Source organism: Streptomyces prunicolor, assembly GCF_045162825.1.
GTDB classification, from domain to species: Bacteria; Actinomycetota; Actinomycetes; order Streptomycetales; family Streptomycetaceae; genus Streptomyces; species Streptomyces prunicolor.
Window position 1 is genome coordinate 2107673 of sequence record NZ_CP108676.1, and the last position, 26231, is coordinate 2133903.

The 26231-nt window shown below is 69.7% G+C and carries 23 protein-coding genes; 6 read left to right on the forward strand and 17 right to left on the reverse strand.

What is annotated here, in order from left to right:
* Positions 1-358: 358 nt before the first annotated feature.
* Positions 359-1363 (forward strand): hypothetical protein, encoded by a 1005-nt coding sequence (locus tag OG588_RS09460; RefSeq protein WP_405946888.1) that lies wholly within the window; start codon positions 359-361, stop codon positions 1361-1363.
* Positions 1364-1394: 31 nt separating this feature from the next.
* Entirely contained in the window at positions 1395-2336 is a 942-nt protein-coding gene (locus tag OG588_RS09465; RefSeq protein ID WP_405946889.1) for an RluA family pseudouridine synthase, read from the forward strand.
* An 18-nt stretch (positions 2337-2354) separates the two neighbouring features.
* Here the strand turns inward: OG588_RS09465 and OG588_RS09470 are convergent, their stop codons facing one another.
* The 6 genes from OG588_RS09470 to OG588_RS09495 all read right to left on the reverse strand — a co-directional run bounded on the left by OG588_RS09470 (position 2355) and on the right by OG588_RS09495 (position 7820).
* Positions 2355-3845: a cytochrome P450 gene (locus OG588_RS09470; protein ID WP_405946890.1), complete on the reverse strand. Its 1491-nt coding sequence runs from the start codon at positions 3843-3845 to the stop codon at positions 2355-2357.
* A 52-nt stretch (positions 3846-3897) separates the two neighbouring features.
* Entirely contained in the window at positions 3898-4518 is a 621-nt protein-coding gene (locus OG588_RS09475) for a GTP-binding protein (protein WP_405946891.1), read from the reverse strand.
* Complete coding sequence (locus tag OG588_RS09480) at positions 4499-4903, reverse strand: DUF742 domain-containing protein (RefSeq protein ID WP_366097032.1); 405 nt, start codon at positions 4901-4903, stop codon at positions 4499-4501. Before OG588_RS09480 ends, OG588_RS09475 begins: the two co-directional genes overlap by 20 nt.
* Complete coding sequence (locus OG588_RS09485) at positions 4900-5307, reverse strand: roadblock/LC7 domain-containing protein (RefSeq protein ID WP_019066134.1); 408 nt, start codon at positions 5305-5307, stop codon at positions 4900-4902. Before OG588_RS09485 ends, OG588_RS09480 begins: the two co-directional genes overlap by 4 nt.
* Positions 5304-6890 carry a sensor histidine kinase KdpD gene (locus OG588_RS09490; RefSeq protein ID WP_078623271.1) on the reverse strand — a complete coding sequence of 529 codons (1587 nt, stop codon included), beginning with the start codon at positions 6888-6890 and terminating at the stop codon, positions 5304-5306. Before OG588_RS09490 ends, OG588_RS09485 begins: the two co-directional genes overlap by 4 nt.
* A 294-nt stretch (positions 6891-7184) precedes the next feature.
* A complete protein-coding gene (locus tag OG588_RS09495; RefSeq protein ID WP_405946892.1) occupies positions 7185-7820 on the reverse strand; it encodes a TetR/AcrR family transcriptional regulator in 636 nt (211 codons plus the stop codon).
* Between the two features lie 208 nt (positions 7821-8028).
* On the opposite strand from OG588_RS09495, the gene OG588_RS09500 reads away from it, so the two are divergent.
* From OG588_RS09500 to atzF, 4 genes are read left to right on the forward strand one after another with little or no spacing between them, the layout of a single operon-like run.
* A complete protein-coding gene (locus OG588_RS09500; RefSeq protein ID WP_405946893.1) occupies positions 8029-8853 on the forward strand; it encodes an urea amidolyase associated protein UAAP1 in 825 nt (274 codons plus the stop codon).
* Complete coding sequence (locus tag OG588_RS09505; RefSeq protein ID WP_405946894.1) at positions 8850-9482, forward strand: urea amidolyase associated protein UAAP2; 633 nt, start codon at positions 8850-8852, stop codon at positions 9480-9482. Before OG588_RS09500 ends, OG588_RS09505 begins: the two co-directional genes overlap by 4 nt.
* Positions 9479-12988 carry a 5-oxoprolinase/urea amidolyase family protein gene (locus OG588_RS09510; RefSeq protein ID WP_405946895.1) on the forward strand — a complete coding sequence of 1170 codons (3510 nt, stop codon included), beginning with the start codon at positions 9479-9481 and terminating at the stop codon, positions 12986-12988. The genes OG588_RS09505 and OG588_RS09510 overlap by 4 nt, the downstream gene beginning before the upstream one ends.
* 2 nt (positions 12989-12990) lie before the next feature.
* Positions 12991-14688, forward strand: coding sequence for an allophanate hydrolase (atzF, locus tag OG588_RS09515; RefSeq protein ID WP_405953080.1), 1698 nt, complete (start codon positions 12991-12993; stop codon positions 14686-14688).
* Between the two features lie 55 nt (positions 14689-14743).
* Here atzF and OG588_RS09520 read toward each other — a convergent pair whose 3' ends face one another.
* The 11 genes from OG588_RS09520 to OG588_RS09570 form a co-directional block, all read right to left on the reverse strand.
* The gene (locus OG588_RS09520; RefSeq protein ID WP_405946896.1) at positions 14744-17608 is read right to left on the reverse strand and encodes a DEAD/DEAH box helicase; all 2865 of its coding nucleotides are present in this window, start codon (positions 17606-17608) and stop codon (positions 14744-14746) included.
* 85 nt (positions 17609-17693) lie between these two features.
* Positions 17694-18656, reverse strand: a complete 963-nt coding sequence (gene tatC, locus OG588_RS09525; RefSeq protein WP_405946897.1) for a twin-arginine translocase subunit TatC — start codon at positions 18654-18656, stop codon at positions 17694-17696.
* A 48-nt stretch (positions 18657-18704) separates the two neighbouring features.
* Positions 18705-18986, reverse strand: coding sequence for a Sec-independent protein translocase subunit TatA (gene tatA / locus OG588_RS09530; protein ID WP_019059097.1), 282 nt, complete (start codon positions 18984-18986; stop codon positions 18705-18707).
* 259 nt (positions 18987-19245) lie between these two features.
* The gene (locus tag OG588_RS09535) at positions 19246-19440 is read right to left on the reverse strand and encodes a hypothetical protein (protein ID WP_019059098.1); all 195 of its coding nucleotides are present in this window, start codon (positions 19438-19440) and stop codon (positions 19246-19248) included.
* A gap of 19 nt (positions 19441-19459) precedes the next feature.
* Positions 19460-19774, reverse strand: a complete 315-nt coding sequence (locus tag OG588_RS09540) for a hypothetical protein (RefSeq protein WP_366097023.1) — start codon at positions 19772-19774, stop codon at positions 19460-19462.
* An 11-nt stretch (positions 19775-19785) separates the two neighbouring features.
* Complete coding sequence (locus OG588_RS09545) at positions 19786-20811, reverse strand: WYL domain-containing protein (RefSeq protein WP_329246391.1); 1026 nt, start codon at positions 20809-20811, stop codon at positions 19786-19788.
* 19 nt (positions 20812-20830) lie between these two features.
* Positions 20831-21784, reverse strand: coding sequence for a helix-turn-helix transcriptional regulator (locus tag OG588_RS09550; RefSeq protein ID WP_405946898.1), 954 nt, complete (start codon positions 21782-21784; stop codon positions 20831-20833).
* A gap of 129 nt (positions 21785-21913) precedes the next feature.
* A complete protein-coding gene (locus OG588_RS09555; RefSeq protein ID WP_405946899.1) occupies positions 21914-22294 on the reverse strand; it encodes an FKBP-type peptidyl-prolyl cis-trans isomerase in 381 nt (126 codons plus the stop codon).
* A 93-nt stretch (positions 22295-22387) separates the two neighbouring features.
* Complete coding sequence (locus OG588_RS09560) at positions 22388-23407, reverse strand: FKBP-type peptidyl-prolyl cis-trans isomerase (RefSeq protein ID WP_405946900.1); 1020 nt, start codon at positions 23405-23407, stop codon at positions 22388-22390.
* 141 nt (positions 23408-23548) lie between these two features.
* Positions 23549-24910 (reverse strand): Pup--protein ligase, encoded by a 1362-nt coding sequence (gene pafA / locus OG588_RS09565; RefSeq protein WP_019059104.1) that lies wholly within the window; start codon positions 24908-24910, stop codon positions 23549-23551.
* A gap of 9 nt (positions 24911-24919) precedes the next feature.
* Positions 24920-26173, reverse strand: a complete 1254-nt coding sequence (locus tag OG588_RS09570; protein WP_405946901.1) for an MFS transporter — start codon at positions 26171-26173, stop codon at positions 24920-24922.
* Between the last annotated feature and the right edge of the window lie 58 nt (positions 26174-26231).

Here is a 26231-nt window from a genome sequence, read left to right on the forward strand (position 1 = left end):
CCGTCCGGCGGTCGCCGCCAAAGCCATGGCCGGCGGCACCACCCGGCACGCGGTCGATGAGGCCCGCTCGACCGGGTCGGCCCGCAGGCCTTGTTCGTGTACGAATCAGCCACGCCGCAGTCACGGCGCAGGGAGTACAGCGCGCAGTTCGTGGACTTGGTCGACTCCGTCACCCGGAGGGCACCGTCAAGGAGTCCGCCCCCATTCAGCTGCCAGGGGTCGTAGCCCTGGCCGTCGGCTGCGTGCGGCGGCCCGAGGTCACCCTCCGCGAGTCTCCGATTCCGTGCTCCGCCCAAGCCGAAAGGCCTGACAACCACTGCTGATGCCAGGTCTTGCGTCCCGACAGGAGATCAGCACGATGAGCACATCCGCGCTCCGAGCGCATTACACATGGCAGGGGAACCCGAACGTCGACCTGCTGAATCGCAGCGGCGACGACTGGACGTACGACATGGGGCTCCTGCCCGTCGCGGCCGAACCGGAGGAGTGGGCGGCCATCGGACTCGCCGACTGCACCGCGTGGTGTTACCCCTTCGCGGACAAGGACGAGTTGTTCCTGGCGTACCACCTCTACGCGTGGATGTTCGCCCTCGACCTGCTGTTCCCGCGGACGTTCAAGGCCGAGCGCGACCTGCAAGGAGCGCGGGCCCTGGTCGACCGGCTGTCTCTGTTCATGCCGTTGCACGGCACCTCCCCTGCGCTGCCGAAGCACCCCATAGAGCGGTCCCTTGCCGATTTATGGATACGGATGACGCCGACCAGGTCGACGGACTGGAAGCGCAACATGCGCAACGCCGTGCTGGAATACGCCGACGGGCAGTGCTGGGAGCTGGAATGCATGCGCTCCGGGCGTATCCCTGATCCGGCCGAGTACCTTGTCCGCCGCCGCGGCTCGTTCGGCGGCCAGGTCGGGATCTGCCTCGCCGAGCACGTGGCCGCCGCGGAAGTGCCGGCCCGAGTGCGCCGCTCCCGTCCCTTCCGTGCGCTGACGGACGCCTGGATAGACCTTCAGACTCTCTACAACGACGTCCGCTCCTACCGTCGAGAGGTCGAGAAGGAGGACGAGATATGCAACTTCGTCCTCGTGTTCGCGAGGTTCCTGGACATCTCCATCGACGAGGCCGCGGCCGTGACAACCCGGCTGCGCACGGCCAGGCAGTCGGAGTACGAACACCTTGAGGAGGCTCAACTCCCGGACATCTGCGAACAGTTGCGGCTGAACGGCAACGATCGTGAGCAGTTGTCGGCCGTCGTCGAAGTGATGGGTTACCACCTCGCCGCCGTCGACGCCTGGACGACCACCGCCCCGCGGTATCAGGCGCCTGCCCCGGGAGACATGCCCTCCACGGTTCTCGGATCCTGAGGAACCGAACCGCCGCGTACGCTTGATCGTGATGAGACGCCGTACCCCTCCCCCGCCCTCTCCGCTGCCCCAGCGCGACGGAGTGGATCCGGTGCGGGTGCGGCTGCCGGCCGGGAACACGTGGGCGACCGTGCGGGATCATCTCGTGGCGCGGCTCGCGGCCGGGGCCGAGGTGATCGACACCATGCTCGCCGAGGAACGGATCGTGGACGTCACCGGACGCCCGGTGTCGCGGGAGACGGCGTACGCGCCCGGGATGTTCGTGTGGTTCCACCGGGAGCTGCCGGACGAGGAGCGCGTGCCGTTCCCGATCGACGTCGTGTACCGGGACGAGCACGTGGTGGTGGCCGACAAGCCGCACTTCCTGGCCACCACCCCGCGCGGCAGCCACGTCGCCGAGACGGCCCTGGCGCGGCTGCGGCGGCAGCTGGGAATCCCGGCACTGGGCGCGGCCCACCGCCTCGACCGGCTGACGGCCGGGCTGGTGCTGTTCATCGTGCGACCGGAGGAGCGCGGCGCGTACCAGTCGCTGTTCCGCGACCGGCGGGTGGCGAAGGAGTACGAGGCGGTGGCCCCGTACGACCCGACGCTGGTCCTGCCGCGCACCGTGCGCAGCCGGATCGTCAAGGAGCGCGGGATCCTGGCGGCCCAGGAGGTCGAGGGCGAGACCAACGCCATCAGCCGGGTCGAGTTGCTGGAGCACCGCCACGGGCGGGCCCGGTACCGGCTCACTCCGCGTACCGGGCAGACGCACCAACTGCGGGTGCACATGAGCGCGTTGGGCGTGCCCATCCTCGGCGATCCGCTCTATCCGGTGGTGACCGACCCCGTGCCGGCCGGTGATTTCCGGCGTCCGCTCCAACTGCTGGCGCGGGGCCTGGAGTTCACCGATCCGGTCACGGGGTGCGAGCACCGGTTCGTCAGCCCGCGGGTGCTGCGGGCCTGGTCGTCGTACGAGGAGTGGGCGGAGTGACCGCGGTGGCCGGTCGCCTCATTCGCCGTGCCACCAGCGCAGGAAGCGGCGGAACAGGCCCGGTCGGTGGGCCGGTTCGGGCACCGGCGCCGCGGCGGGCACCGCGGTGGGCTCGTCGACCGGGGCGGCGGGCGCCGGAACCGTGGGCGGGGTCGGCACGAAGCTGACCTGCCAGTCGTTCGGGCGCTGCCGCAGCGACGGGTTGATGGCGGGTTGCTCGGCGACGTCCTGCTGGGCCTTCGGCGTGAACCGCACCGGCAGTTCCACCAGGTGCCGGTTCCCGATGGACGACCGCCAGCGCAGTTCGTCCTCCTCGCAGGCGAGCTGGATGTCCGGAACCCGGGTCAGCAGCGCGTCGACGCCCACGTCGGCGATGGCACGGCCGATGTCCTGGCCCGGGCACTCATGAGGGCCACCGCTGAAGGCGAGGTGCGAGCGGTTGCCCATCATGTTGGCCTTGAGGTCGGGCCGCACCCGGGGGTCCACGTTGCCCGGCGCGGGCGCGAACAGCAGTCCGTCGCCCTTGCGGATGCGCTGGCCGCCCAACTCCGTCTCCTGCTTGGCGAAGTAGGCGAAGACGGTGCTGAACGGCGGCTCGTCCCACAGGGACTGCTCGACCGCCTCGGGCACGGTCATCTGGCCGCCGTTCAGCTGGGCCCGGAAGCCCGGTTCCGTGAGCACCATGCGCAGCACGTTGGCGAGGAGGTTGGCCGTGGTCTCGTAGGAGGCGAGGAGCACCACGCGCAGGTGTTCCCTGACCTCGTCGTCGGTGAGCCCCGCCGGGTGGGTGACGAGGTGGCTGGTGAAGTCGTCCTGCGGCTGGGCCCGGCGCCGTACGGCGAGCCGGCTGAGGACCTCCATGAGGTAGGCGTGGCTGGCGAGCGCGGTCTCGGTGCCCTTGAGACAGTCGCGGGCGGCCTGTACCAGCCGGTCGCCGTACTCCTCGGGCATGCCGAGGATCTCGCACATGACCGCCATCGGCAGATGCTCGGCGAACTCGGCGACCAGGTCGGCGTTGCCGTCCTCGCAGAACTGGTTGACGAGGTGTTGGGTCGCACGGTTGATGTGGCGGCGGATGCCCCGGTGGTCGATGGTCGACATGGCGCCGGTGACCGCGCCGCGCAGCCGCAGGTGCTCGTCGCCCTCGGCGTGCGCGCAGATGGGCTGCCAGGCGAAGTGCGGCATCAGCGGGTGGTCGGGCTTGACCGTGCCGTCCAGCATGGCGGTCCACAGCCGGCTGTCCTTGCAGTACTGCGAGGGGCTGCTCACCATGTGCAGGTTCTCGCCGTGACCGAGCACCACCCAGATCGGCACGTCCTGGTGCAGCAGCGCGGGGGCCACCGCACCGTGTTCGGCGCGGAGTTTCTCGTACACGGCTCCCAGGTCCTCGGCCTCGGGACCGTACAGCCGGCGCAGCCCGCCGGGGCCCGTGCCGTGTGCGGGGCAGCCGGGCGGGGGGCCGAGCCTGGTGTCGTCCGTATCGGTCGGGGAGTGCGGTTCAGGCGTCACAGTGATCGCTCCGAGAACTGAAGTGGATCCGGTGTCGGGGGAGTTGGGCGGGTCAGGTGAGTGAGCCCGTCATCGCCAGGGAGTGCAGGAAGCGCATCAGGGTCATCAGGACGTCCCGGCTGGAGGCGCGGCGGCGCGCGTCGCACTCGATGATGGGGACGTCCGGCGACAGGTCGAGCGCCGTACGCAGGTCCTCGATGGGGTAATGCGGGCCGTCCGGGAAGGAGTTGACGGCGATCACGAACGGCACCCCGCGCTCCTCGAGCCGTCCTATGACGTCGAAGCTGACTTCGAGGCGCCGGGTGTCGATCAGCACCACCGCGCCGAGCGCGCCCTCGAACAGCCCGTTCCACAGGAACCAGAAGCGTTCCTGGCCGGGGGTGCCGAACAGGTACAGCACCAGTTGGTCGGTGATGCTGATGCGGCCGAAGTCCATCGCGACGGTGGTGGCCGTCTTGGTGTCCGAGCCGTAGTTGTCGTCGACGCCGACGCCGGCCTGCGTCATGGTCTCCTCGGTGGTCAGCGGCCTGATCTCGCTGACCGAACCGACCATGGTCGTCTTGCCGACCCCGAAGCCGCCGACGATCACGATCTTCACCGCGGCCTGGGCCGTGTGCGGGAGATGGTCCTCGGTGCGAGGGCCCGTGATGGTGTCAGAGCTTTTGAAGTCCATGCATCACCGCTTCGAGGAGGGAACGGTCGGGGAGCGCCTGGCGGACGATCGGGGCGCGCGCCTGCACCAGTTCGGCCGTCAGCAGCTCGGTGAGCAGGACGGTCACCACGCTGTACGGCAGGTTGAGATAGGCCGACAGCTCGGCCACGGACAGGGGGGCGATACAGAGCCCGAGCAGGGCCGCCTGCTCGGGAGTGGCCGACTGCGGCGCGTCGGAACGCGCCACGATCAGCGTGACCAGGTCGAGTTCGGCCCGGTCTCCGTCCTCGGTCGAGCCGGTGAGCACGTACAGCCGCTCGGGGATCTTTCCTTCGCCCGGTTTCTTGCCGGGTTCGGGCGGCGCCTTCTCCGCGGGTTGTCGCCGCTGGCGTTGCGGAGGAGTCATACGGTCTGCCCGTTGCGCCTCGGCGGGCTGGTGAGGTGGGCGCCGATTCTGACGACGAGGTCACGCATCCGGTTGCTCATCAGACCGGGCTCGGCGACCACGTCGGACAGGACGGCCAGGTAGGCGTTGGCGCCCGCGGCCATCAGGTAGAAGTAGCCGCCGTTGATCTCGATGATGACCATCTTCATCCGGCCGTCGCTGCCCGGGATCTCGGAGGCGACGGCACCCGCCAGACTCTGCAGTCCGGCACAGGCCGCGGCGACACGGTCCGCCGCGTCCGGGTCGCCGCCGTAGCGGGCGATGCGCAGCCCGTCGGCGGAGAGCACGACGATCTGCTGGATGCCGGGCACGCCGTCGGCGAGATCCTTGAGCATCCAGTCGAAGTTGGCGCGCTGCTGGATCACTTGAGGTCCCCCTCGTCGTCGGCCTCGACTCGGGCCGGCTCGGTCTTCTGGATGAAAGCGGTCGGGTCCGGGTCACCCTTGAGGCCTTCCATGAACGCCTCGACCCACAGGCCCGGTTCGGGTTCGTCCTTCTTCTCCGGCTCCGGCTCGGGCGTGCCCCAGGCGGAGCGGGCCTCCCGTGCGGCGGCCTCGGCGCGCTCGGCGGCGGCCTGTTCGGCGTACCGCTGGGCGAGCGGGACCTTGACCCGGCTACGGCGCTGCGGCAGGCCGCCCGCCGTCCACTCGGTGACCTCGGGAACCTCGTCCTCCATGCTCACCGAGGCCGGGATGCGCGGGCTCGTGGGACGGCGCCGCTTGATCGTGCGCTTGGGGCCGTCGACGGCGCCGAGTTCGGCCTTGGGCATGGCGGTGGCGCCGATGCCGTGGGCGAGTCCGGGTGCGGTGCCGGGGGTGAGCATCTCGCTGGGCACGATCAGGACGGCACGGACGCCGCCGTAGGCCGAGGCGCGCAGCGAGATCTGCATGTTGTACGTCGCGCAGAGCCGGCCGACGACCTGGAGGCCCAGGCGCGGGCTCTCACCGAGGTCCTGGAGGTCGGTACCGGCCTTGGCGCGCTCCAGCATGCCCTCGGCGCGGGCCCGCGACTCCTCGCTGAGGCTGACGCCGCCGTCCTCGATCTCGATGGCGACACCGGTCTGCACCTCTACGGCGGTGACGTGCACCTTGGTCTGCGGGGGCGAGTAGCGGGTGGCGTTGTCGAGGAGTTCGGCCGCCGCGTGGATGACCGGCTCGACGGAGATGCCGCGGATGTTGACCTTGGCGATGGAGTGCAGCTCGATGCGGCGGTACTCCAGGATGCGGGACATGGCGCCGCGCAACACGCTGTACAGCGGCACCGGTTCGGGCCACTGGCGACCGGGGCGGCCACCGCCGAGCACCGAGATGGAGTCGGCGAGCCGACCGATCAGCGCGGTGCCGTGGTCGATGCGCAGGAGGTCGTCGAAGACCTCCGGGTTACGGCCGTGGTCCTCCTCCATCTCCCGGAGTTCCTTGGCCTGTTGGTGGACGATGGCCTGCACACGGCGGGCGATGCTGACGAAGGAACGCTGCGCGGAGTCACGCATGTTCTCCTCGCGCTCCACGATCCTGAGCACGGTCCTCAGCAAGTCGCGCTGCGGATCGGGAAGTTGCCGCCACTCCGGATCGGCGTCGACGACTTGGCGAATCACCTCTCCGGGGGATTCTCCACTGCTGAGCCGGTGCAGCGTGGCGGGCAGGATCTCCTGACCGAGGCGGACCATCTCCTGGTTCTGGTCGGCGAGCCGCCGTTCCAGATACGCGGTGTGACGGTCGTGCTCGGCGCGGGCGTCCCGCAGGTTGCGTCCGCGGCGTACCGCTTCGGCCGCCGTCATGATCACCAGCAGGGTGGCGACGGCTCCGCACCAGCCGACGGCGATCCGGGCAGGCCCCGCCACCAGGGCGACGGCGGCCCCGGTCGCCGCGGCCATCACTATGGCAGGCGGCAACAGCACGCGCGCGTAGGGAAGTTCACGGCCGGCGGGAGGCGATTGAACACTCACCATGTATGCCCTCTAAGACAGGTCGGCTGGGGGGATCGGGGGAATCTGGGGGGAGCTTCTGTATCTTTTGCATGTTTGGGAACAAGCGCACGAATACAGCCCAACTCGGTGCGCTGCGGGCGAGCTTAGTCCGACCGGATCACCGCTGTGTCATATTCAGCAAGCCCCTGAAAACGGACATGAAAGAGGAGTACCCTCAGCCCATTTACACGCAGCGGCTTCAATCGCACACAGCGAGTTACGGCGCACGAGCATACGAATATCACTCACCGTAACGAGTGAAGCATCCGTTCCGGATCAGCTTCCGGCGATGCGCAGCGCGGCGTCGGCCGTCGCCTCCGCGAAGGCGGACACCGGCCGCTCGGGGTCGGAGCGGTGCACCAGGATGACGCCCTCGATGAGCCCGAACACCAGATCCGTCCGCAGCTCCAACTCGCTCTTCGCAAGCGCCCCACCGGCGACCGTCGCGGCGAGCAACTGCCGGTAGGCGTCCTTGAGTTCGGCGCGTACGGCATGGAAGCCGGCGAACCGCTCGGCGCGCACTTCGGGCAGCAGATACAGCCCGCCGAGATTGTGCGAACCCCCGCACAGCAGCTCGACGTCGGTTCGGCACAGCTCCCACAGCCGACCCTCGGCCGGGGTCGCGTCGTCCGCGAGGAGTTCCCGGGCGTACGCCAGCGAGGGCGTGACCGTGGACTCCAGAAGGTCCGCGAGCAGCTCTTCCTTGCCGGAGACGTAGTGGTACATCGACGCCTGCCGCATGCCCGCGCGCTCGGCGACGGCCCGGGTGGTGGTGGCCGCGTAGCCGCGGGTGGTGAACAACTCGGCCGCGGCGGAGAGGAGTTCGGCGCGCGGGGACAGTCCGCTGTCCGGCCGCTGATCGGCCCGCGGCCTGCCGACCCGGCGGCCCCCCTGTGCACCTGTTGTCCCCATGCGTTCGATCCTCGCACACGGCCCCGGACGGCGGACGCCCACCGAATGCGCGCCGAGCGACCGTCGGACGCCCGGTGATCTCCGTGAGGGCTCGGTAACCGACCGGCAACACCCGGGCAACCCCGATGACCCGCCCGCCTCCTAATTTCTGTCAAGCGACAGAAATGCCGCACGACCAAGACGTCCCCGCAGCCGGAGGTCCCCCGCGATGGCGACAGCGACCACTTACGGAGCCCGCGACCACGCCCGCGCCCAGGAGGGCAAGCGGGCCGAGGCGATGCCCGTCGTCCCGGCCGGCGACTGGCCGGCCCCGCCCTGCGAGGCGGGCCACCTGGTGTGGGCCGAGACGGTCGCGGGCGGCAACTACACGCACCGCGTCCTGGCCCGCGGCACCGAACTCCGCCTGACCGACCTGCGCGGCGACGCCTGCGCCCACCTGCTCCTGTACGCGGCGGACCGCCCGTGGGAGCGCCTGAACGTCGCCGACACGGTCAAGGTCCAGTGGAACGCCTACCTCGGCGAGGGCCAGCTCCTCCTCTCCGACCAGGGCCGCGTCCTCGCCTCCCTCGTCGCCGACACCTCCGGCCGGCACGACGCGCTCTGCGGCACCTCCACCCTCGCCCGCAACACCGAGCGCTACGGCGACGGCACCCCGCAGTCCGGCTCCCCTGCCGGACGGGAGCTGTTCAAGCTCGCCGCCGCCAAGAACGGCCTGGAACCAAGGGACTTGCCGCCCTCGCTCTCCTTCTTCCAGGGCGTCGAGGTCCGCGACGACGGCTCCCTCGACTTCACCGGCTCGACCGGCCCCGGCGGCAGCGTGACCCTGCGCGCCGAACAGGACGTGACGGTACTGATCGCGAACGTGCCGCATCCGGCCGACCCGCGCGACGACTACGTCAACTCCCCGCTGGAGGTGCTCGCTTGGCGCGCCGAGGCGACCAAGCCGGGCGACCCGCTGTGGGAGGCCACGCCCGAAGGCCACCGCGCGTTCCTCAACACCACGGAATTCCTTGCCGCAAGGGGGCTCGCATGAGCACGACCGTCGTTCCCGCCCGCGCCGCGTGGTCCGCCGTCATCCGCACGGGCGAGACCCTCACCATCACCGACCTGCACGGCAACCAGGCCGTCGACTTCCTCGTCTACGACGTCTACGACACGTCGGTCCGCTACAGCGCCCCCGACACCATCCAGGCCCAGGGCAACCTCTTCCTGACCACCGGCAGCGTGCTGATGTCCAACGAGCACACCCCGCTGATGACCGTCACGGACGACGAGGTCGGCCGGCACGACACGGTCGGCGGCGCCTGCTCCAAGGAGTCCAACACCCTGCGCTACGGCCACCACACGTGGTCGCAACACGCCTGCGTCGACAACTTCCTTGCGGAGGGCGCCCGTTACGGCCTCGGCAAACGCGACCTGGTCTCCAACATCAACTGGTACATGAACGTGCCGGTCGAGAAGGACGGCACCCTCGGCATCGTCGACGGCCTCTCCGCACCGGGCCTGAAACTGACCCTGCGCGCCGAACGCGACGTCCTGGTCCTGGTCTCCAACTGCCCCCAGATCAACAACCCTTGCAACGGCTTCGAGCCGACGGCGGTGGAGATGACGATCACCGAGGCGGCCGTTGAAGAGGACGCCGCTCAGAGGGATGCCGCATGACCTTCGACACGCTGCTGATTGCCAACCGGGGCGAGATCGCCGTCCGCATCATCCGCACGGCCCGCGAACTCGGCCTGCGCACGGTCGCCGTGTACTCCGACGCCGACCGCTCGGCACCCCACGTCCGGCTCGCCGACGAGGCGGTACGACTCGGCCCGGCACCCGCCAAAGAGTCGTACCTGGACGCCGACTTGGTCCTCAAGGCGGCCAAGGACACGGGCGCGGGCGCGATCCACCCCGGCTACGGCTTCCTCTCCGAGGACGCGGCCTTCGCCCGCCGCTGCGAGGACGCGGGAATCGTGTTCGTGGGCCCGACTCCCGGACAGCTGGAGCTGTTCGGCGCCAAACACACGGCACGGGCGGCAGCCGAGGCAGCAGGCGTCCAACTGGCTCCGGGCACAGGCCTGTTGGCGAACCTGGACGAGGCTCTCACCCAAGCAGCCCTGATCGACTACCCCGTCATGCTCAAGGCGACCGGCGGAGGCGGCGGCATCGGCATGTCGGCCTGCCACTCCCCCGCTGAACTGACCGAGTCCTGGGAGCGGGTGCAGCGCGTGGCCGCCGCCTCCTTCTCCTCGGCCGGCGTCTTCCTGGAACGCCTGGTCGAGCACGCCCGCCATGTCGAGGTGCAGGTCTTCGGCGACGGCGAGGGCAGGATCGTCACCTTCGGCGACCGCGACTGCTCCCTCCAACGCCGCAACCAGAAGGTGGTGGAGGAAGCCCCCGCACCGGGCCTCCCCGACCACATCCGCACCCAACTGGCAACCTCCGCCCGCGACTTGTGCGCCTCGGTCGGCTACCGCTCAGCCGGGACGGTCGAGTTCGTCTACGACGCCGCCCGCGAGGAGGCCTACTTCCTGGAGGTCAACACCCGTCTCCAGGTGGAACATCCGGTCACCGAGGAGGTCTACGGCGTCGACCTGGTCGCCTGGATGCTGCGGCTGGCCCAGGGCGAGCCCGACGTCGTCCGCGAACCCGGCGCCCCACGCGGCCACGCCGTCGAGGCCCGCGTCTACGCAGAGGACCCGTCCCGTGAACACCGGCCCAGCGCGGGCCTGTTGACCCGGGTCGAGTTCCCGCACGGGGTGCGCGTCGACGGCTGGGTGGAGACCGGCACCGAGGTGACGACGTCGTACGACCCGATGCTCGCGAAGGTCATCGCGTACGGCCCCGACCGCGCCCACGCGCTCCAACGGCTCGACGAGGCGCTGGCCCGCACCCGCGTGGACGGCATCGAGACGAACCTCGGCCTGGTCCAAGCGGCGCTGGCCGAACCGGACTTCGGAGCAGCCACCCACTCCACGGCAACCCTCGCCACCGTCACCGACCCCACCCCCCGCATCGAGATCGTCTCCGGCGGCACCCTCACCACGGTCCAGGACTGGCCCGGCCGCACCGGCTACTGGCAGGTCGGCGTCCCCCCGTGCGGCCCGATGGACGACCTCTCCTTCCGCCTCGGCAACCGCGCGCTCGGCAACGACGAGGGCTCCCCCGGCCTCGAATGCACCCTCCAGGGACCGACGTTGAGGTTCACCCACACCACCACGGTGTGCGTGACGGGCGCCCCGGCACCGGTGACGGTCGACAGCGCCCCGGTCCCGCAGTGGGAACCGGTGACGGTACCCGCGGGCGCGACCCTGGAGATCGGCACCCCGGCCGAACACGGCCTGCGGACCTACGTGTTGTTCGCGGGCGGCCTGGACGTACCCGCCTTCCTCGGCAGCGCGAGCACCTTCACTCTGGGCCGATTCGGCGGACACGGCGGCCGGGCGCTGCGCACCGGCGACGTCCTGCACGGCGGCACGGTCACCGAGGGCACACCCGTACCCACCGCCGACCGCCCCACCTTCGGCGCCGTGTGGGACGTAGCAGCGGTCGAAGGCCCGCACGCCGCACCGGAGTTCTTCACCGAGGACGACATCCGCGACTTCTACGCGGCCGACTGGAAAGTCCACTTCAACTCGGCGCGCACGGGCGTCCGCCTGGTCGGCCCGAAACCCCGCTGGGCCCGCACCGACGGCGGCGAGGCGGGCCTGCACCCGTCCAACATCCACGACACCCCGTACTCGGTCGGCGCCGTCGACTACACGGGCGACATGCCGGTGTTGCTGGGCCCCGACGGCCCCTCCCTCGGCGGCTTCGTCTGCCCCGCGACGGTCATCAGCCAAGAGCGCTGGAAACTGGGCCAGTTCAGGCCCGGCGACACGGTCCGCTTCGCCCCGGTGAACGTCGACGGCTCGCCCCGCCCCGACATAGTGGATGGCGGAATCCTGGCCAGGGACGGAGACGTCACCTTCCGCCGCAGCGGCGACGACAACCTCCTCGTCGAATTCGGCCCCATGCAACTGGACTTGGCGCAACGTATGCGGGTCCACGCCCTGATGGAGGCGGTGGCGGAGGCCGACTTCGAGGGCGTCACGGACCTCACCCCGGGCATCCGCTCCCTCCAGATCCAGACGGACCCGACCCGCCTCCCCCAGTCCCAACTCCTGACCTCCGTAAGGGAGATAGCGGCAGCACTCCCACCCACGGACCAACTGATCGTCCCCTCCCGCACGGTCCACCTCCCCCTCTCCTGGGACGACCCGGCGACCCGCGAGGCCATCGCCCGCTACATGGCCGGCGTCCGTGACGACGCCCCTTGGTGCCCCTGGAACATCGAGTTCATCCGCCGCGTCAACGGCCTGGACTCGGTCGAGGACGTCTACGCCACGGTCTTCGACGCGGAGTACCTCGTACTCGGCCTGGGTGACGTCTACTTGGGCGCACCCGTGGCCACCCCCCTGGACCCCCGCCACCGCCTGGTGACGACGAAGTACAACCCGGCCCGCACCTGGACCGCCGAGAACTCGGTCGGCATCGGCGGGGCGTACCTCTGCATCTACGGCATGGAGGGCCCCGGCGGCTACCAGTTCGTGGGCCGTACGACCCAGGTGTGGTCGGGCTGGCAGCAGCGCGGCGCGTTCGAGCAGGGCTCCCCGTGGCTGCTCCGCTTCTTCGACCGCATCAAGTGGTACCCGGTGGAAGCGGACGAACTCCTCGATCTCCGGGCCGACATCATCTCCGGCCGCTTCGTCCCGCGCATCGAGGAGGGCACGTTCTCGCTCGCCGAGTACGAGGCGTTCCTCACCGAGAACGCCGAGTCCATCGCGGAGTTCAGGTCCCGCCAGCAGACCGCGTTCGGCGCGGAACGCGACGCCTGGGAGGCAGCGGGCGAGTTCACCCGGGCGGAGGCGGCAGCCGCCCCGGCGCCACCGCAGGCCGAGGTGACGGTCCCGGCCGGGGGACGCCTGGTGGAGGCCGAATTCGCCGCGTCCGTCTGGCAGTTGAACGTGGAGCAGGGCGACGAGGTGACCCTCGGCCAACCCCTCCTGGCCCTGGAGGCGATGAAGATGGAGTCCAGGGTGCACGCCCCCATGGCCGGCACAGTCACGGAAATCCTGGCCAGGCCCGGCGACCAGGTGGAAGCGGGCACGGCGCTGCTGGTCCTCGCTCCCGGACCCTGAACCTGAAGCCCACGAGCCGAACCGCAAGGAGCACAAGAGAGATGTCGACCACCGTGTCCCGAATCCGCGCCGCCTACGCCCGCATAGAGGCGGTGGACCGCCCAGAGATCTGGATCGACCTACGCCCGCAGCCGGAGGTCGAGTCCGAAGCGAGGGCGATCGACGAGCGCGTATCGGCAGGCGATCAACTCCCCCTCGCGGGCCGCCTGTTCGCGGCCAAGGGCAACATAGACGTCCACGGCCTCCCGACAACGGCGGGCTGCCCTGCCTACGCCTACGAGCCGTCGGCCGACGCCCCGGTGGTGGCCCGCCTCCGCGCGGCAGGCGCGATCGTGCTCGGCACCACGAACCTCGACCAGTTCGCCACGGGCCTGGTCGGCACCCGCTCCCCGTACGGCGCGGTCCGCAACGCCCACGATCCCGAGCGGATCAGCGGCGGCTCCAGCGCCGGTTCGGCGGTCGCCGTAGCCCTCGGAATCGTCGACTTCGCCCTCGGCACCGACACGGCGGGCTCGGGCCGGGTCCCGGCCGCGTTCAACGGCATCGTCGGCCTGAAGCCCACCCGGGGCCTGGTCCCCACCGCGGGCGTGGTCCCGGCCTGCGCCTCGATCGACTGCGTGACGGTCTTCGCCCGCACCCTCCCCGAGGCCGAACAGGCCCTGTCCTTCATGACCTCCCCACCGACCCGCACCCTCCCGCCCCTCCCCCAACGCACCCCGGGCCCCTGGCGCATAGCGGTCCCCCCACGAGACCAGCTGGGCGAACTGGACGAGGGCTGGGCGGAAGCCTACGAGGAGGCAGTCACCCGCCTCCGCTCAGCGGGCTGCGAGATCCGCACCCTGGACCTCATCCCGTTCACGGAAGCGGCGGCGATGCTGTACCAGGGGGCGTTCGTGGCCGAGCGCTACACAGCGGTAGGGGCATTTGTCGACAAGGCGATCGCCTCCGGCACCGAGGGCCTGGACCCCACAGTCACCGGAATCATCACCCGAGCCCGAGACATCCCGGCCCACCAGCTGTACGCCGACGAGGAACGCCTGGCCGCCCTCCGCACCCGCGCCCTCTCCGAACTGGCCGACGCGGACGCCCTGTTGCTCCCGACGACTCCGGGCCACCCGACCCTGGCCGAGGTAGCCGAAGACCCCCTGGGCGCAAACGCCCGCCTGGGCCGCTTCACCAACTCCACCAACCTCTTCGACCTGGCGGCGGTAGCAGTCCCGTCGGGCAAGGTGAACGACCTCCCCTTCGGCGTGATGCTGATCGGCCCGACGTTCACGGACGACCGCCTGGCGCAGATAGCGCGCGACCTGGCTCCGGAGACCTACATCGCCGTAGTGGGCGCCCACCTGACAGGCCAGCCCCTCAACCCCCAACTTCTGTCCCTGGGCGCCCGCTTGGACCGCACGACGACAACGGCCCCGGTCTATCGCCTGCACGCCCTGACAACAACTCCGCCCAAGCCGGGCTTGGTTCACGTCGGCGAGGGCGGAGCGGCGATAGAGACAGAGGTATGGCGCCTACCCGCAGAGGGCCTGGGCCGCCTGCTGGCAAGCCTGCCCCGCCCGATGACTCTGGGCAGCGTAGAACTGGCAGACGGAACAAGGGTCCCGGGTTTCCTGTGCGAGCCGAGCGCGCTGTCCAACGCAGAGGACATCACAAGCTACGGCGGCTGGAAAACGTACCTGGGCCGGACTTTTTAGGGGCGCGGGGAACTGCGCGACCAGCCACAGCGAACCCGCACCCGCCAACGAACCCTCACCCCACCGACGAGTAGGCCACAACCCCCCGCAGCAACAACTCAACAGCCTTCCGCGCATTCTTCGCCACAGTGGAAGACGCCTCGCCCCCAGTAACCGGCGCCGCAGCAGAAATCTGCCCCAGAACATCGATCACCTGCTTACACCACCGAACGAAGTCCCCGGCAGGCATCTCCACCTCCCGAAGCACCTCGTCCAACCCCTTCCCACTGGCCCACATATACGCGGCCCAGGCAAACCCAAGATCAGGCTCCCGCTGCCCGACCCCCTCGGTCTGAGTGATCCGGAAATCCTCCTCAAGGGCGTCAAGCCGCCCCCAGATCCGCACCATCTCCCCCAGCGCGGCCTTGGCCGCACCCGACGGCACCTTGGGAACCGTCGCGTCGTCACTGACCCGAGCCTCGAACACCAACGCAGAGACGCACGCGGCGAGTTCGGCAGGAGCAAGCCCCTCCCAAACCCCCTCCCGCAGACACTCACTGGCCAGCAGATCAAGCTCGCCGTACAGCCGCGCCAGCCGCTTCCCGTGCTCGGTGACCTCGTTGCCCCGTAGATAATCAAGGTCGGTCAGCAACGCGACGATCCGGTCGAAGGTCCGGGCGATCGTGTTCGTCCGTCCCTCGATCCGCCGCTCCAACTGCGTGGTGTCCCGCTGCAACCGGTGATACCGCTCGGCCCAACGCGCGTGATCCTCACGGTCGTTGCACCCATGACACGGATGCGCCCGGATCGCCGTACGCAACTGCGCGATCTCCCGGTCGTCCGCGGCCTGCGAGCGCTGCTTGCGGGCCCGCTCCGGCGGAATGTGCCCGGCCTTGGTGCGCAGCGCGGAGGCGAGGTCCCGACGGGACTGCGGGGAACGGGCGTTGAAGGACTTCGGGATGCGCATCCGGTCCAACGCCTCGACGGGGACGGGGAAGTCCATCGACGCGAGCCGCTTGACCTGCCGCTCGACGGTCAGGACCAGCGGACGCGGTCCGTCGTGCTGCTCGAATCCGCGATGCCCGTTCGACCGCCCGGCGGGCAGTCCCGGGTCCAACACCAGTGCCAGACCCGCGTACTTGCCGGTCGGGACATGGATGACGTCACCCGGCTTGAGCTTCTCCAGCGCCACGGCGGCCTCGGCGCGGCGCTGTGCCACGCCCTGCCGGGCCAGCTCGGTCTCGCGGTCCTTGAGCTCGCGGCGCAGCCGCATGTAGTCGTCGAAGTCGCCCAGGTGGCAGGTCATGGAGTCCTTGTAGCCCTCCAGACCCTCCTCGTTCCTCTGCACCTGCCGCGAGATCCCGACGACCGACCTGTCGGCCTGGAACTGCGCGAAGGACGTCTCCAGCAGCTCCCGCGACCGGTGCCGCCCGAACTGCTCGACGAGGTTGACCGCCATGTTGTATGACGGCTTGAAGCTGGAGCGCAGCGGGTACGTGCGCGTGCCGGCCAGTCCCGCGAGGTGCTCGGGGCTGATCCCGCGCTGCCACAGCACGACGGCGTGACCCTCGACGTCGATGCCGCGGCGGCCGGCCCGACCGGTCAGCTGGGTGTACTCGCCGGGGGTGATGTCGGCGTGCTGCTCGCCGTTCCACTTGACGAGCTTCTCCAACACCACCGAGCGCGCGGGCATGTTGATGCCGAGCGCCAGGGTCTCCGTGGCGAACACGGCCTTCACGAGCCCGCGCAGGAACAGCTCCTCCACGACCTCCTTGAACGTCGGCAGCATGCCCGCGTGGTGGGCCGCGATGCCACGCTCAAGACCTTCCAACCACTCGTAGTACCCGAGGACATGCAGGTCCTCGTCGGGAATGGACGCCGTGCGCTCCTCGACGAGGGCGCGCACCTTCTCCCGCGCCTCGTCGTCGTTGAGCCGCAGCCCGGCGTACAGACACTGCTGTACGGCGGCCTCGCAGGCGGCGCGGCTGAAGATGAACGTGATGGCGGGCAGCAGGTCCTCGTTGTCCAGCCGCTCGATGACCTCGGGGCGGCCCGGTGTCCACACCCGCGAACGCGATCTGCGCTCCCGCTCCCGGTCGGCCTCGCGCATGGCACGGCCGCGCTTGCGGTCCTGGTACGAGGGGCGCTGCGCCTCCATGCGGGCCAGGCGGGTGAGGTCGGGGTTGACGGCCTTCTTGCTGCCCTCGCCCTCCTCGAAGAGGTCGTACATCCGCCGCCCGGCGAGCACGTGCTGGAACAGCGGCACGGGCCGGTGCTCGGAGACGATCACCTCGGTGTGACCGCGGACGGTGTCGAGCCAGTCGCCGAACTCCTCGGCGTTCGACACGGTCGCCGACAGGGAGACCAGGGTCACCGACTCGGGGAGGTGGATGATCACCTCCTCCCATACGGCGCCGCGGAAGCGGTCGGAGAGGTAGTGCACCTCGTCCATGACCACATAGCCGAGGCCGAGGAGGGTCTGCGAACCGGCGTACAGCATGTTGCGCAGCACCTCGGTGGTCATGACGACCACCGGGGCTTCGGAGTTGACGCTGTTGTCGCCGGTGAGCAGGCCGACCTTGTCCGCGCCGTAGCGGCGGCACAGGTCGGCGTACTTCTGGTTGGACAGTGCCTTGATCGGGGTCGTGTAGAAGCACTTCTTGCCCTGCTGGAGGGCGAGGTGGACGGCGAACTCGCCGACGATCGTCTTGCCGGAGCCGGTGGGCGCCGCGACCAGCACGCCCTTCCCCGCTTCGAGCGCCTGGCAGGCCTCGATCTGGAAGGGGTCGAGACCGAAGTCGTACATCTCGCGGAAGTCCGCGAGCGCGGTGGCCTGCTCGGCTGCCCGCAGGCGGGCTGCCGCGTACCGCTCGGCCGGGGAGAGGTCCTCTGTCATCGTGCTTTCGAGCGTACCGGGCGCCACTGACAACAGGACGATCATTATCCGTTCCCATGAGTCCTCCACACACGGAGACCGGCCGCTCCCGCTGGGGGAACGGCCGGTCTCGGCGGAGTCAGGAAGGTGATCAGGTCACGTCGTCATAGCCGTTGACCCGGTCGGAACCCGTGCCGCTCGCCTGCTCGGGCAGGGCTGCCCGGCCGGCCGAGACGGTCTCGACGTCGCCGATGTCCTCGGGGGTGAGATCCAGGTCCGAGGCCTCGTCGTCGTCCGGTCCCTCCGCCTCGCGACGGCGCTTGCGCCGGTCGTTGAGCAGGGAGAAGACGACGGCGCCGAAGTACAGCACCCAGATCGGCCCGGCCAGGGCCAGCATGGTCAGCGGGTCGGTGCTGGGGGTGGCGACAGCGGCGAAGACCGTGATGCCGAGGATCATGGCGCGCCACCAGCCGAGCATCCGCTTGCCGGTCAGCGCGCCCGTGAGGTTGAGCATGATCAGCAGCAGCGGCAGCTCGAAGGAGAGGCCGAAGACCAGCACCATGCGCGTGACCAGGTCGAGCAGGTCGTCCAGCGGCAGCAGGTTGTCGACACCGCTCGGTGTGAAGCCGATCAGGACCTTCGCCGTGGTGGGCAGCACCTTGTAGGCGAAGTAGGCGCCGCCGAGGAACAGCGGAACGCCGGTGCCGACGAAGGAGAGCGCGTACTTCTTCTCGTTCTTGTGCAGGCCCGGCGCGACAAAGCCCCAGAGCTGGTACAGCCAGACCGGGGAGGCCAGGACGACACCGGCCATCAGGGACACCTTCAACGCCAGCGTGAACGGCGTCAGCAGACCGTTGATCGTGATCTGCGCGCACTGCTGGGTCTTCGCCGAGGACCTCGACAGCTGCTCGAAGTTCTGGGAGCAGCCGACCGAGTGCAACACCGGCTTGGTGATGATGTTCACGATGTCGTTGTAGAAGAAGGCGGCCACGCAGGTCACCACGATGATGGCGAGCATCGCCTTCGCGAGCCGGTTGCGCAGCTCGCGCAGATGGTCCGCGAGGGGCATCCGCCCCTCGGGGTCCTTCTCCTTCGTGCGGGCAGACTTAGGCAACCCACGTCCTCATCTCGTGCGGCAGGCCGAGGGGGTCCCGGCCCTGCGTCAGCGCTTGGTCGTGTCCGACGGCTCGGTGACGGGACGCGCACTGGTCACGTCGCCGGGGGCCGCCTGGATGGTGCGCTGCACGGACTCGTCGGTGTTCGGCGGGCCGGCGGGGGTGGGCGTGGTGCTGCCCTCTTCCTTCATCGCCTTGGCTTCGCTCTTGAGGATGCGGGCGGACTTGCCGAGCGAGCGGGCCATGTCCGGAAGCTTCTTCGCGCCGAACAGGAGCACGATGACGACGAGGATGAGAATGATCTCGGGAGCTCCGAGCCTTCCGAACATAAGTCTTTACCTTCTCACCGAGGCGGCTGGGGTGGGGTGCTGTCCGATCGGTCGGACATCTGTCCGACCTTCGTGCTGCCAGCGATCGTAACGCTCAGGGGTAAACGTGAGGCAATCCCCGTGCGTACTCCCGGTCCGCGCTCCGGGCCTCGTTATCCGGACCGCGATCAGCAGACTACCCGCCCCCACGGACAACGTGACAGGGCAAAGTGACGCGAAGCGCATGCGGCGCGCAACTCACACCCCACGCATACGTGACTCACAGTGCGTCGGCGGAACGGGCCGTCGCCACGGCCGCGCGCTCCAGGTCCTCGGCCGCCCGGTTGATGCGGTGCGCGGCGTCCGTGACCTGGAGTCCGAGCCGCCGCGCCTCCAGGAAGACCCGGACGGCGAGCACGCCGAGCACGGCAAGACCCAGAAAACCCACAGCTACCGCGACCATCGCCCAGAACATGGGGCGAGCCTAGACCCTGCTACCCGACGGAGGTCAGCCGCAGGGTCCTGACCCCGCCGCCGGTGAGCAGCTCGACGATCCGCTCGCCCGCGGGCTTGCGTACGGCCGCGCCGCAGTCGGGGCAGGTGAAGGAGTAGAAGGTGGTGCGGCTGGTGGCGCCGATGGCGAGGCGCAGGGCACTCGCCGCCAGTTCGAAGTTGCCCCGGCAGTCCGGGCAGCCCGCTCTGAACATCACGGGGACCACGCTCTTCATCCCGGCGAACGCGGCGGCCACCGTCATCTCCGGACCAGCGGAGACACCCTGGTCACCGGAGACGCCTGGGACACCAGTCATCGTCGACTCGCTCACAGCCCCTGCTCCTGCCTCTCGTCAACACCGTGCACTGCGTCAACAACACCCTGCGGACCGTCGTACGCCGCCAACGCCTCGCGGGCGGCCCGGCGGGCGCTGTCGGCGAGGTCGCTCGGGGAGACGATCCGGCCGTCCCGCCCGAGCCGTAGGGCCAGGCGTCTCAGGGACGTCGGGTCGGGGGTGCGCAAGGTAATACGCAGCCCGCCGTCGGGAAGCTCATCGGCACTGTCGTGCGGGTAGTACTCGGCGACCCAGCGCCCGCCCGGGCCGACCTCCACGACGACCTCGGGGTCCTCGGCGGCGGGCTGCACCAGCGCCTCCGACAGGTCCCGCAGTTCGATCTCGGGGGGTGCGGACGGCTCGTCGAGGATCTTGATCTCGGCGACCCGGTCGAGGCGGAAGGTCCGGCGCGCCTCGGAGCGGCGGCACCAGGCCTCCACGTACGTGTGCCCGACGCTGACCAGGCGGATGGGGTCGATCTCGCGCTCGCTCAACTCGTCGCGGGCGGGCGAGTAGTAGCGGATCCACAGGCGGCGGCGCTCCGAGATCGCGCGGTCGACGTCGGCGAAGACCCCGCCCTCGGACTCGAAGGTCACCGACAGCCGTGCGCTGGCCCCGGCCGCCTCACCGGCCGCCGCCTCCAGCTTGGCGTTGGCCCGCAGCAGCGCCTGCCGGTCGCTCTCGCGCAGACCCGGGAGGGTCGATACGGCGCGGGCGGCCACCAGGAGGGCGGTCGCCTCGTCGGCGGCGAGCCGGAGCGGTTCGGCGACGTCGTCCGGGTTGTGCCACCAGATGCGGTCGCCGTCGGTGTCGATGTCGAGCAGGTCTCCGCCCCGGAAGCTGGTCCCGCACATGGGCAGCACGTCGAGGTCGGAGACCAGCTCGTCCTCGGTGATCCCGAAGGCACGGGCCACGTCCTCGATACGTGCCCCGGGGCGCTCCTTCAGATAGGTCACCAGGGAGAGCATCCGCCGGGTCTGGTCGATGGCGTTGACGGGCCTGACCGGTTTACCTGCCACAGTTCTCTTCCGCTCCCCCTCAGCCCTTGGCCACGGCGCGCAGCCGGTCCACCACGTCGGCCCGCAGCTCGGCGGGCTCCAGGACGACGACGTCGGGCCCGAACTCCACCAGCCAGGCGTCCAGCCCGTGGCCGTACGGAATCTCCAACTCGTCCCAGCCGTCCCCGAGTTCCCGAACCGCCGAGGCTTTCGCCCGCAAGGGGTACCCGGAGCCCGTGCGCAGCCGGATCAGCGCGGAGCGGTCGGCGGTCTCCCCCGCCCAGCTCGCGACGGTCTCGCGCACGGTGACGACGTCGGGGATGTCCGCGGTGAACAGCCCGTTGCGCGAGCGCACCTTGCCGGTGATCCGGGACAGCCGGAAGACCCGCTCGGCCCCGCGGTCCCGGTCCCAGCCGGCGAGGTACCAGTGGCCGCGCCAGCACTCCAGCGCCCACGGCTCGACGCTTCGCGTCTCGGGGCGGGAGGCGGTGGCCTTGCGGTACTCGAAGACGACAGGCCGGCGGTCGCGGCAGGCCAGCATCAGCGGTTCGAACGACGCCTCGTGCACCGGAATGCGCGGTTCCAGGGCGCCATGCGGCTCGTACGGGTCGAGGTCCTCGGGCATCCCGGCCGCGCGCAGCTTCTGCAGCGCGCCGCTGGCCGCGCCGGCGAGCCGGGCCTGCTGCCACACCTTGGCGGCGAGACCGAGCGCGGCCGCCTCTTCGGCGTCGAGGGTGATGGGCGGGAGGCGGTTGCTGTCGCGGCGGGCGAGATAGCCGACCTCGCCGTCCAGGTTCTCCACCGTCTCGATGACGAGCCCGAGTTCGCGCAGATCGTCCTTGTCGCGCTCGAACATCCGGTTGAAGGAGTCGTCGGACCCGGCTTCGAGGTAGGCCTCGATGGATTCCCTCAGCTCACGCTTGCTGAGCGGCCGCCGTGTCCCGAGCAGACACAGCGCGAGGTTCATCAGCCGCTCGGCCTTGGCAATGGCCATCGACGCCCTTCGCCTTTCTGATGATGCTTCCGACCGATGACCGTACCGCTCCGCGGTGCCGTGGCAAAAGCCGGACCAAAAGGTGAAGGCCCATGCGGACAGCATGGGCCCTCGTTCGACCAGGAACGATCAGCGCTTGCCGACGCCCACCAGGTCACACACGAAGATCAGCGTCTCGCCGGGACCGATCCGGCCACCGGCTCCGCGGTCGCCGTAGGCGAGGTGCGCGGGGATGACCAGCTGGCGGCGACCGCCGACCTTCATGCCCTGCACGCCCTGGTCCCAGCCCTGGATGACCTGCTTGACACCGAGCTGGAAGTCCAGCGGGGTACCGCGGTTCCAGGAGGCGTCGAACTCCTCGCCGGTGGAGAACGCCACGCCCACGTAGTGGACCTTGACGAAGTCTCCGGCCTTGGCGACCTCGCCGTCGCCCTCCCAAAGGTCCTTGATCTCGAGGTCCGCCGGGGGCTCGCCGCCCGGGAAGTCGATCTCGGGCTTCTCGATGCTCACGTCTCTAGCTCCTGCTTGTGTACGACAAGGCAACTCGGACAGTCTTGCATCCCGGCCGGGGTGGCGCTCCGGCCAGGCCGACCCCCGCAGGGGTCACATGGCCGCCAGGATGTCCACGGAGAACACCAGGGTGTCGCCCTTCTTGATGGCACCGCCGGTCGGCGGGGTGTCGCCGTAGGCCAGGTCCGCGGGCGCGACGATCATCACGCGGCTGCCGATCTTCTTGCCGACGAGGCCCTGGGCCAGGCCCTTGACGACCGACTCCATGTCCTTGATCGCGAACTGGCTCAACCGGCCCTGGGAGTACGTCGATTCGAACTCCTTGCCGGTGCGCCAGATCACGCCCTTGAACTGGCAGAGGATCGACTGGGCCTCCTTGACGACGGCTCCGTCGCTCTCCAGAACGTAGTTCGACACCAGCTTCTTCGGCGGGTCCGCCTTGGGGATCGTGACCGAGGGGGCCTTGCCGTCGGTGTTCGTGCCGACCTTGGGCAGATCGGCGTCGGACTGCGCGACGACCGTGCCCTTGACGGAGCTCTTGGCGTTGAAGGCGCCCTGGATGTCGATCACGAACACCAGCGTGTCGGTGCCCTTGATGCCCGCCTGGGCGCTGCCCGCCGTGCCGTATCCCCAGGTCGGCGGGATGGCCATCTGGACGCGGCTGCCGACCTTCTTGCCCGCGAGGCCGTAGCGCCAGCCGTCGATGATGCCGCCCTGCGCGAGCTGGATGACCAACGAGGTGTTGCGGTCGTAGGAGTTGTCGAAGACCTTCGCCGTCGACCAGATCTGGCCCAGGTAGTTGACCTGGATGAAGTCGCCCTCCGCCACGGCCTTCCCGCCGCCCGCGATCACCGTCTTCACCGCGAGGTCCTTCGACGGAGTGCCGGTGCCCTTGGCGACGGTCGGCTTCTCGTCGAACTTCGTGCCCGCGGTGATCGCCGGCAGCGGACCGTCCACGAGCTTCGGCGGCGGCACGGCCGAGGCCGAGGAGGACGGCGAGGGCGTGGGCGACGGCGACGCGCTGGCCTTGCTTGAGGAGGAATCGCTGTCACCACACCCCGCGAGCGTCACAAGTCCTGCGGGAACAGCGATGAGAACGGAGCGTCGGCGCACGATGAAGGCCTCGTATCGGTCGATCTTGTTGATGGCGTGCGCGCAACTCTACGGCGTGGCACGGGCCCCGTACGTGAAACGTACGGGGCCCGTGTGGCGTACCGAATATGCATCCGGAGGTGGATATCCGGATACTTTCGCCTACATTCCGGCGATCAGTTTCTCCACCCTGTCGTCCACGGAACGGAACGGGTCCTTGCACAACACCGTGCGCTGGGCCTGGTCGTTGAGCTTGAGATGGACCCAGTCGACGGTGAAGTCCCGCCGCTGTTCCTGGGCCCTGCGGATGAAGTCGCCGCGCAGCCGTGCCCGAGTGGTCTGCGGCGGAACGGACTTGCCCTCGAAGATCTTCAAGTCGTTGCAGATCCGGGCGGCTTGGCCCTTCCTCTCCAGGAGGTAGTAGAGCCCTCGGCGACGGTGGATGTCGTGGTAGGCGAGGTCGATCTGCGCGACCCGCGGGTGGGACATCGTCATGTTGTGCTTGGCCCGGTACCGCTCGATCAGCTGGTACTTCATGACCCAGTCGATCTCGGTGCCGATCCGGTCGAGGTCCTCGGCCTCGATCGAGTCCAGCACCCGGCCCCAGAGTTCGAGGACCTGCTCGACGGTGCCGGTGCGGATGCCGCGGCGCTCGACGAAGTCCACGGCCTTCTCGTAGTACTCGCGCTGCACCTCGATCGCGGAGGCCTCGCGTCCGCTGGCCAGACGCACCTTGCGCCGGCCCGTGAGGTCGTGGCTGACCTCGCGGATCGCCCGGATCGGGTTCTCCAGGGTCAGGTCGCGCATCACCGTGCCCGCCTCGATCATGCGCAGCACCAGGTCGGTGGCGCCGACCTTGAGCAGCATGGTCGTCTCGGACATGTTCGAGTCGCCCACGATGACGTGGAGACGGCGGTAGCGCTCGGCGTCCGCGTGCGGTTCGTCCCGGGTGTTGATGATGGGCCGGGAACGCGTCGTCGCCGAGGAGACGCCCTCCCAGATGTGTTCGGCGCGCTGGCTGACGCAGTACACGGCGCCGCGCGGAGTCTGAAGCACCTTGCCCGCGCCGCACAGAAGCTGACGCGTGACCAGGAACGGGATGAGGATGTCCGCGAGCCGGGAGAACTCGCCGTGCCGTGCCACCAGGTAGTTCTCGTGGCAGCCGTACGAGTTGCCCGCCGAGTCGGTGTTGTTCTTGAAGAGGTAGACGTCGCCCGCGATTCCCTCCTCGTGCAGGCGTCGTTCGGCGTCCACCAGGAGTCCTTCGAGAATGCGCTCGCCGGCTTTGTCGTGGGTGACCAGTTCGGTCACGTTGTCACATTCGGGGGTCGCGTATTCCGGATGTGAGCCCACGTCGAGATAGAGCCGGGCGCCGTTTCGCAGAAAGACATTGCTGCTGCGGCCCCATGACACGACACGGCGGAAGAGGTACCGAGCCACTTCGTCGGGAGACAGACGCCGCTGTCCCCTGAACGTACACGTGACGCCGTACTCGTTCTCCAGCCCGAAAATGCGGCGGTCCATGACTGAACATTACGCCCGATCGCCTGTGCTGAAACGGGGTTCGGCAGCACGGTTTGGATCATTTTCCGATGAAGCCGCAACGACCGCACCCACGGCGGGAGCTGCGAGGACCCGCCCGGTGGTCAGCAGAACCAGCAACGACACGGCCCCCGCGACCCCCGGCACGGCAAACCCCCACAGCGCCCCACCGGCCTCTACGACCGGCCCCGCGACGCCCGTTCCGACCGACGCCCCCACGGTGAACGTGGTCACAAGCCATGAGAAAGCCTCGGTGACCGTCCCCTTGGGCGCGTGTCGGTCGACGATGATGAACGCGCAGGCGAGGGCGGGCGCGAGGAACACCCCGGCGAGCACGGTCAGCAGCACCATGGCGACCGCGCCCGGCATGAGCATCAGCGGCAGGTAACACACCGCCAGCAGCCCCACCAGGACCCGCAGTCGCCGCTCCGGCACCCCGCTCCACTGCCGCGCCCCGTAGACCGTGCCGCCCAGCAGCGCGCCCAACCCGATCGCCGCCATCAGCCAGCCGTAGACCACATCACCGCCGTGCCCGTCGGCGTACGGCACGGACGCGACCGTGATGGACCCGAGCGCCATCCCGACGAACAGGAACGCGCCGAGGAGCGCCAGCAGCCCCTGCGAACGCAACGCGCCCAGCCAGTGCGCCTCGCGCGGCGCAGAGCGCCACGCGCGCGAGGGCGGCGACACGACTACGGAGAGGGCGCCCAGCACCCCGATGACGTTCAGTACGAGCAGCGCCACGGGGGCGGACCACAGCGACACGAACACCGTCACGAGCAGCGGCCCCACGGTGAACATGACTTCCTGGGCGACCGCGTCCATGGCGTACGCCGTGTGCACCTGGTCCTCCCGACGCAGCACCGCCGGCCACAGCGCCCGCAGACCGCCCTCCAGGGGCGGCGCGAACAGCCCGGCGGCCGCTACGGCGACGTAGGCGAGGGGCAGCGGATCGGTGCCCCAGAAGGCGAAGACGGCCATCGAGAGCGCCGACAGGACCGCGGCGGGCAGTTGCACACGCGGCTGTCCGCGGACGTCCACCAACCGTCCCAGGAGGGGCTGTCCGACCGCGTTGGCGATGCCGTAGATGGCCGCCAGCGCCCCCGCGAGGCTGTAGGTGCCGCCCTCCGCGCGGATGAACAGCACGATCGCGATCGCGGCGGTGGCGTTCGGCAACCGCCCCACCAGCGTGCCCACCAGCAGCCGGGTGGCGTGCCTCGCCCTGAGGATCTCCAGATATCCCACGGCCTCGTACCGCCCTCCCCCTCACCGTCGAGCATGAGGTTTTACGTATAACGTCTGC

Bases quoted from the DNA above. Each gene is read 5' to 3' on its own strand.
- OG588_RS09550 (WP_405946898.1), bottom strand. From the start codon at position 21,784: ATGGCCATTGCCAAGGCCGAGCGGCTGATGAACCTCGCGCTGTGTCTG.
- OG588_RS09465 (WP_405946889.1), top strand. From the start codon at position 1,395: ATGAGACGCCGTACCCCTCCCCCGCCCTCTCCGCTGCCCCAGCGCGAC.
- OG588_RS09500 (WP_405946893.1), top strand. From the start codon at position 8,029: ATGGCGACAGCGACCACTTACGGAGCCCGCGACCACGCCCGCGCCCAG.
- OG588_RS09505 (WP_405946894.1), top strand. From the start codon at position 8,850: ATGAGCACGACCGTCGTTCCCGCCCGCGCCGCGTGGTCCGCCGTCATC.
- OG588_RS09510 (WP_405946895.1), top strand. From the start codon at position 9,479: ATGACCTTCGACACGCTGCTGATTGCCAACCGGGGCGAGATCGCCGTC.
- OG588_RS09475 (WP_405946891.1), bottom strand. From the start codon at position 4,518: ATGGACTTCAAAAGCTCTGACACCATCACGGGCCCTCGCACCGAGGAC.
- pafA (WP_019059104.1), bottom strand. From the start codon at position 24,910: ATGGACCGCCGCATTTTCGGGCTGGAGAACGAGTACGGCGTCACGTGT.
- OG588_RS09540 (WP_366097023.1), bottom strand. From the start codon at position 19,774: ATGACTGGTGTCCCAGGCGTCTCCGGTGACCAGGGTGTCTCCGCTGGT.
- OG588_RS09460 (WP_405946888.1), top strand. From the start codon at position 359: ATGAGCACATCCGCGCTCCGAGCGCATTACACATGGCAGGGGAACCCG.
- OG588_RS09480 (WP_366097032.1), bottom strand. From the start codon at position 4,903: ATGACTCCTCCGCAACGCCAGCGGCGACAACCCGCGGAGAAGGCGCCG.
- OG588_RS09535 (WP_019059098.1), bottom strand. From the start codon at position 19,440: ATGTTCTGGGCGATGGTCGCGGTAGCTGTGGGTTTTCTGGGTCTTGCC.
- OG588_RS09490 (WP_078623271.1), bottom strand. From the start codon at position 6,890: ATGGTGAGTGTTCAATCGCCTCCCGCCGGCCGTGAACTTCCCTACGCG.
- OG588_RS09495 (WP_405946892.1), bottom strand. From the start codon at position 7,820: ATGGGGACAACAGGTGCACAGGGGGGCCGCCGGGTCGGCAGGCCGCGG.
- OG588_RS09520 (WP_405946896.1), bottom strand. From the start codon at position 17,608: ATGATCGTCCTGTTGTCAGTGGCGCCCGGTACGCTCGAAAGCACGATG.
- tatA (WP_019059097.1), bottom strand. From the start codon at position 18,986: ATGTTCGGAAGGCTCGGAGCTCCCGAGATCATTCTCATCCTCGTCGTC.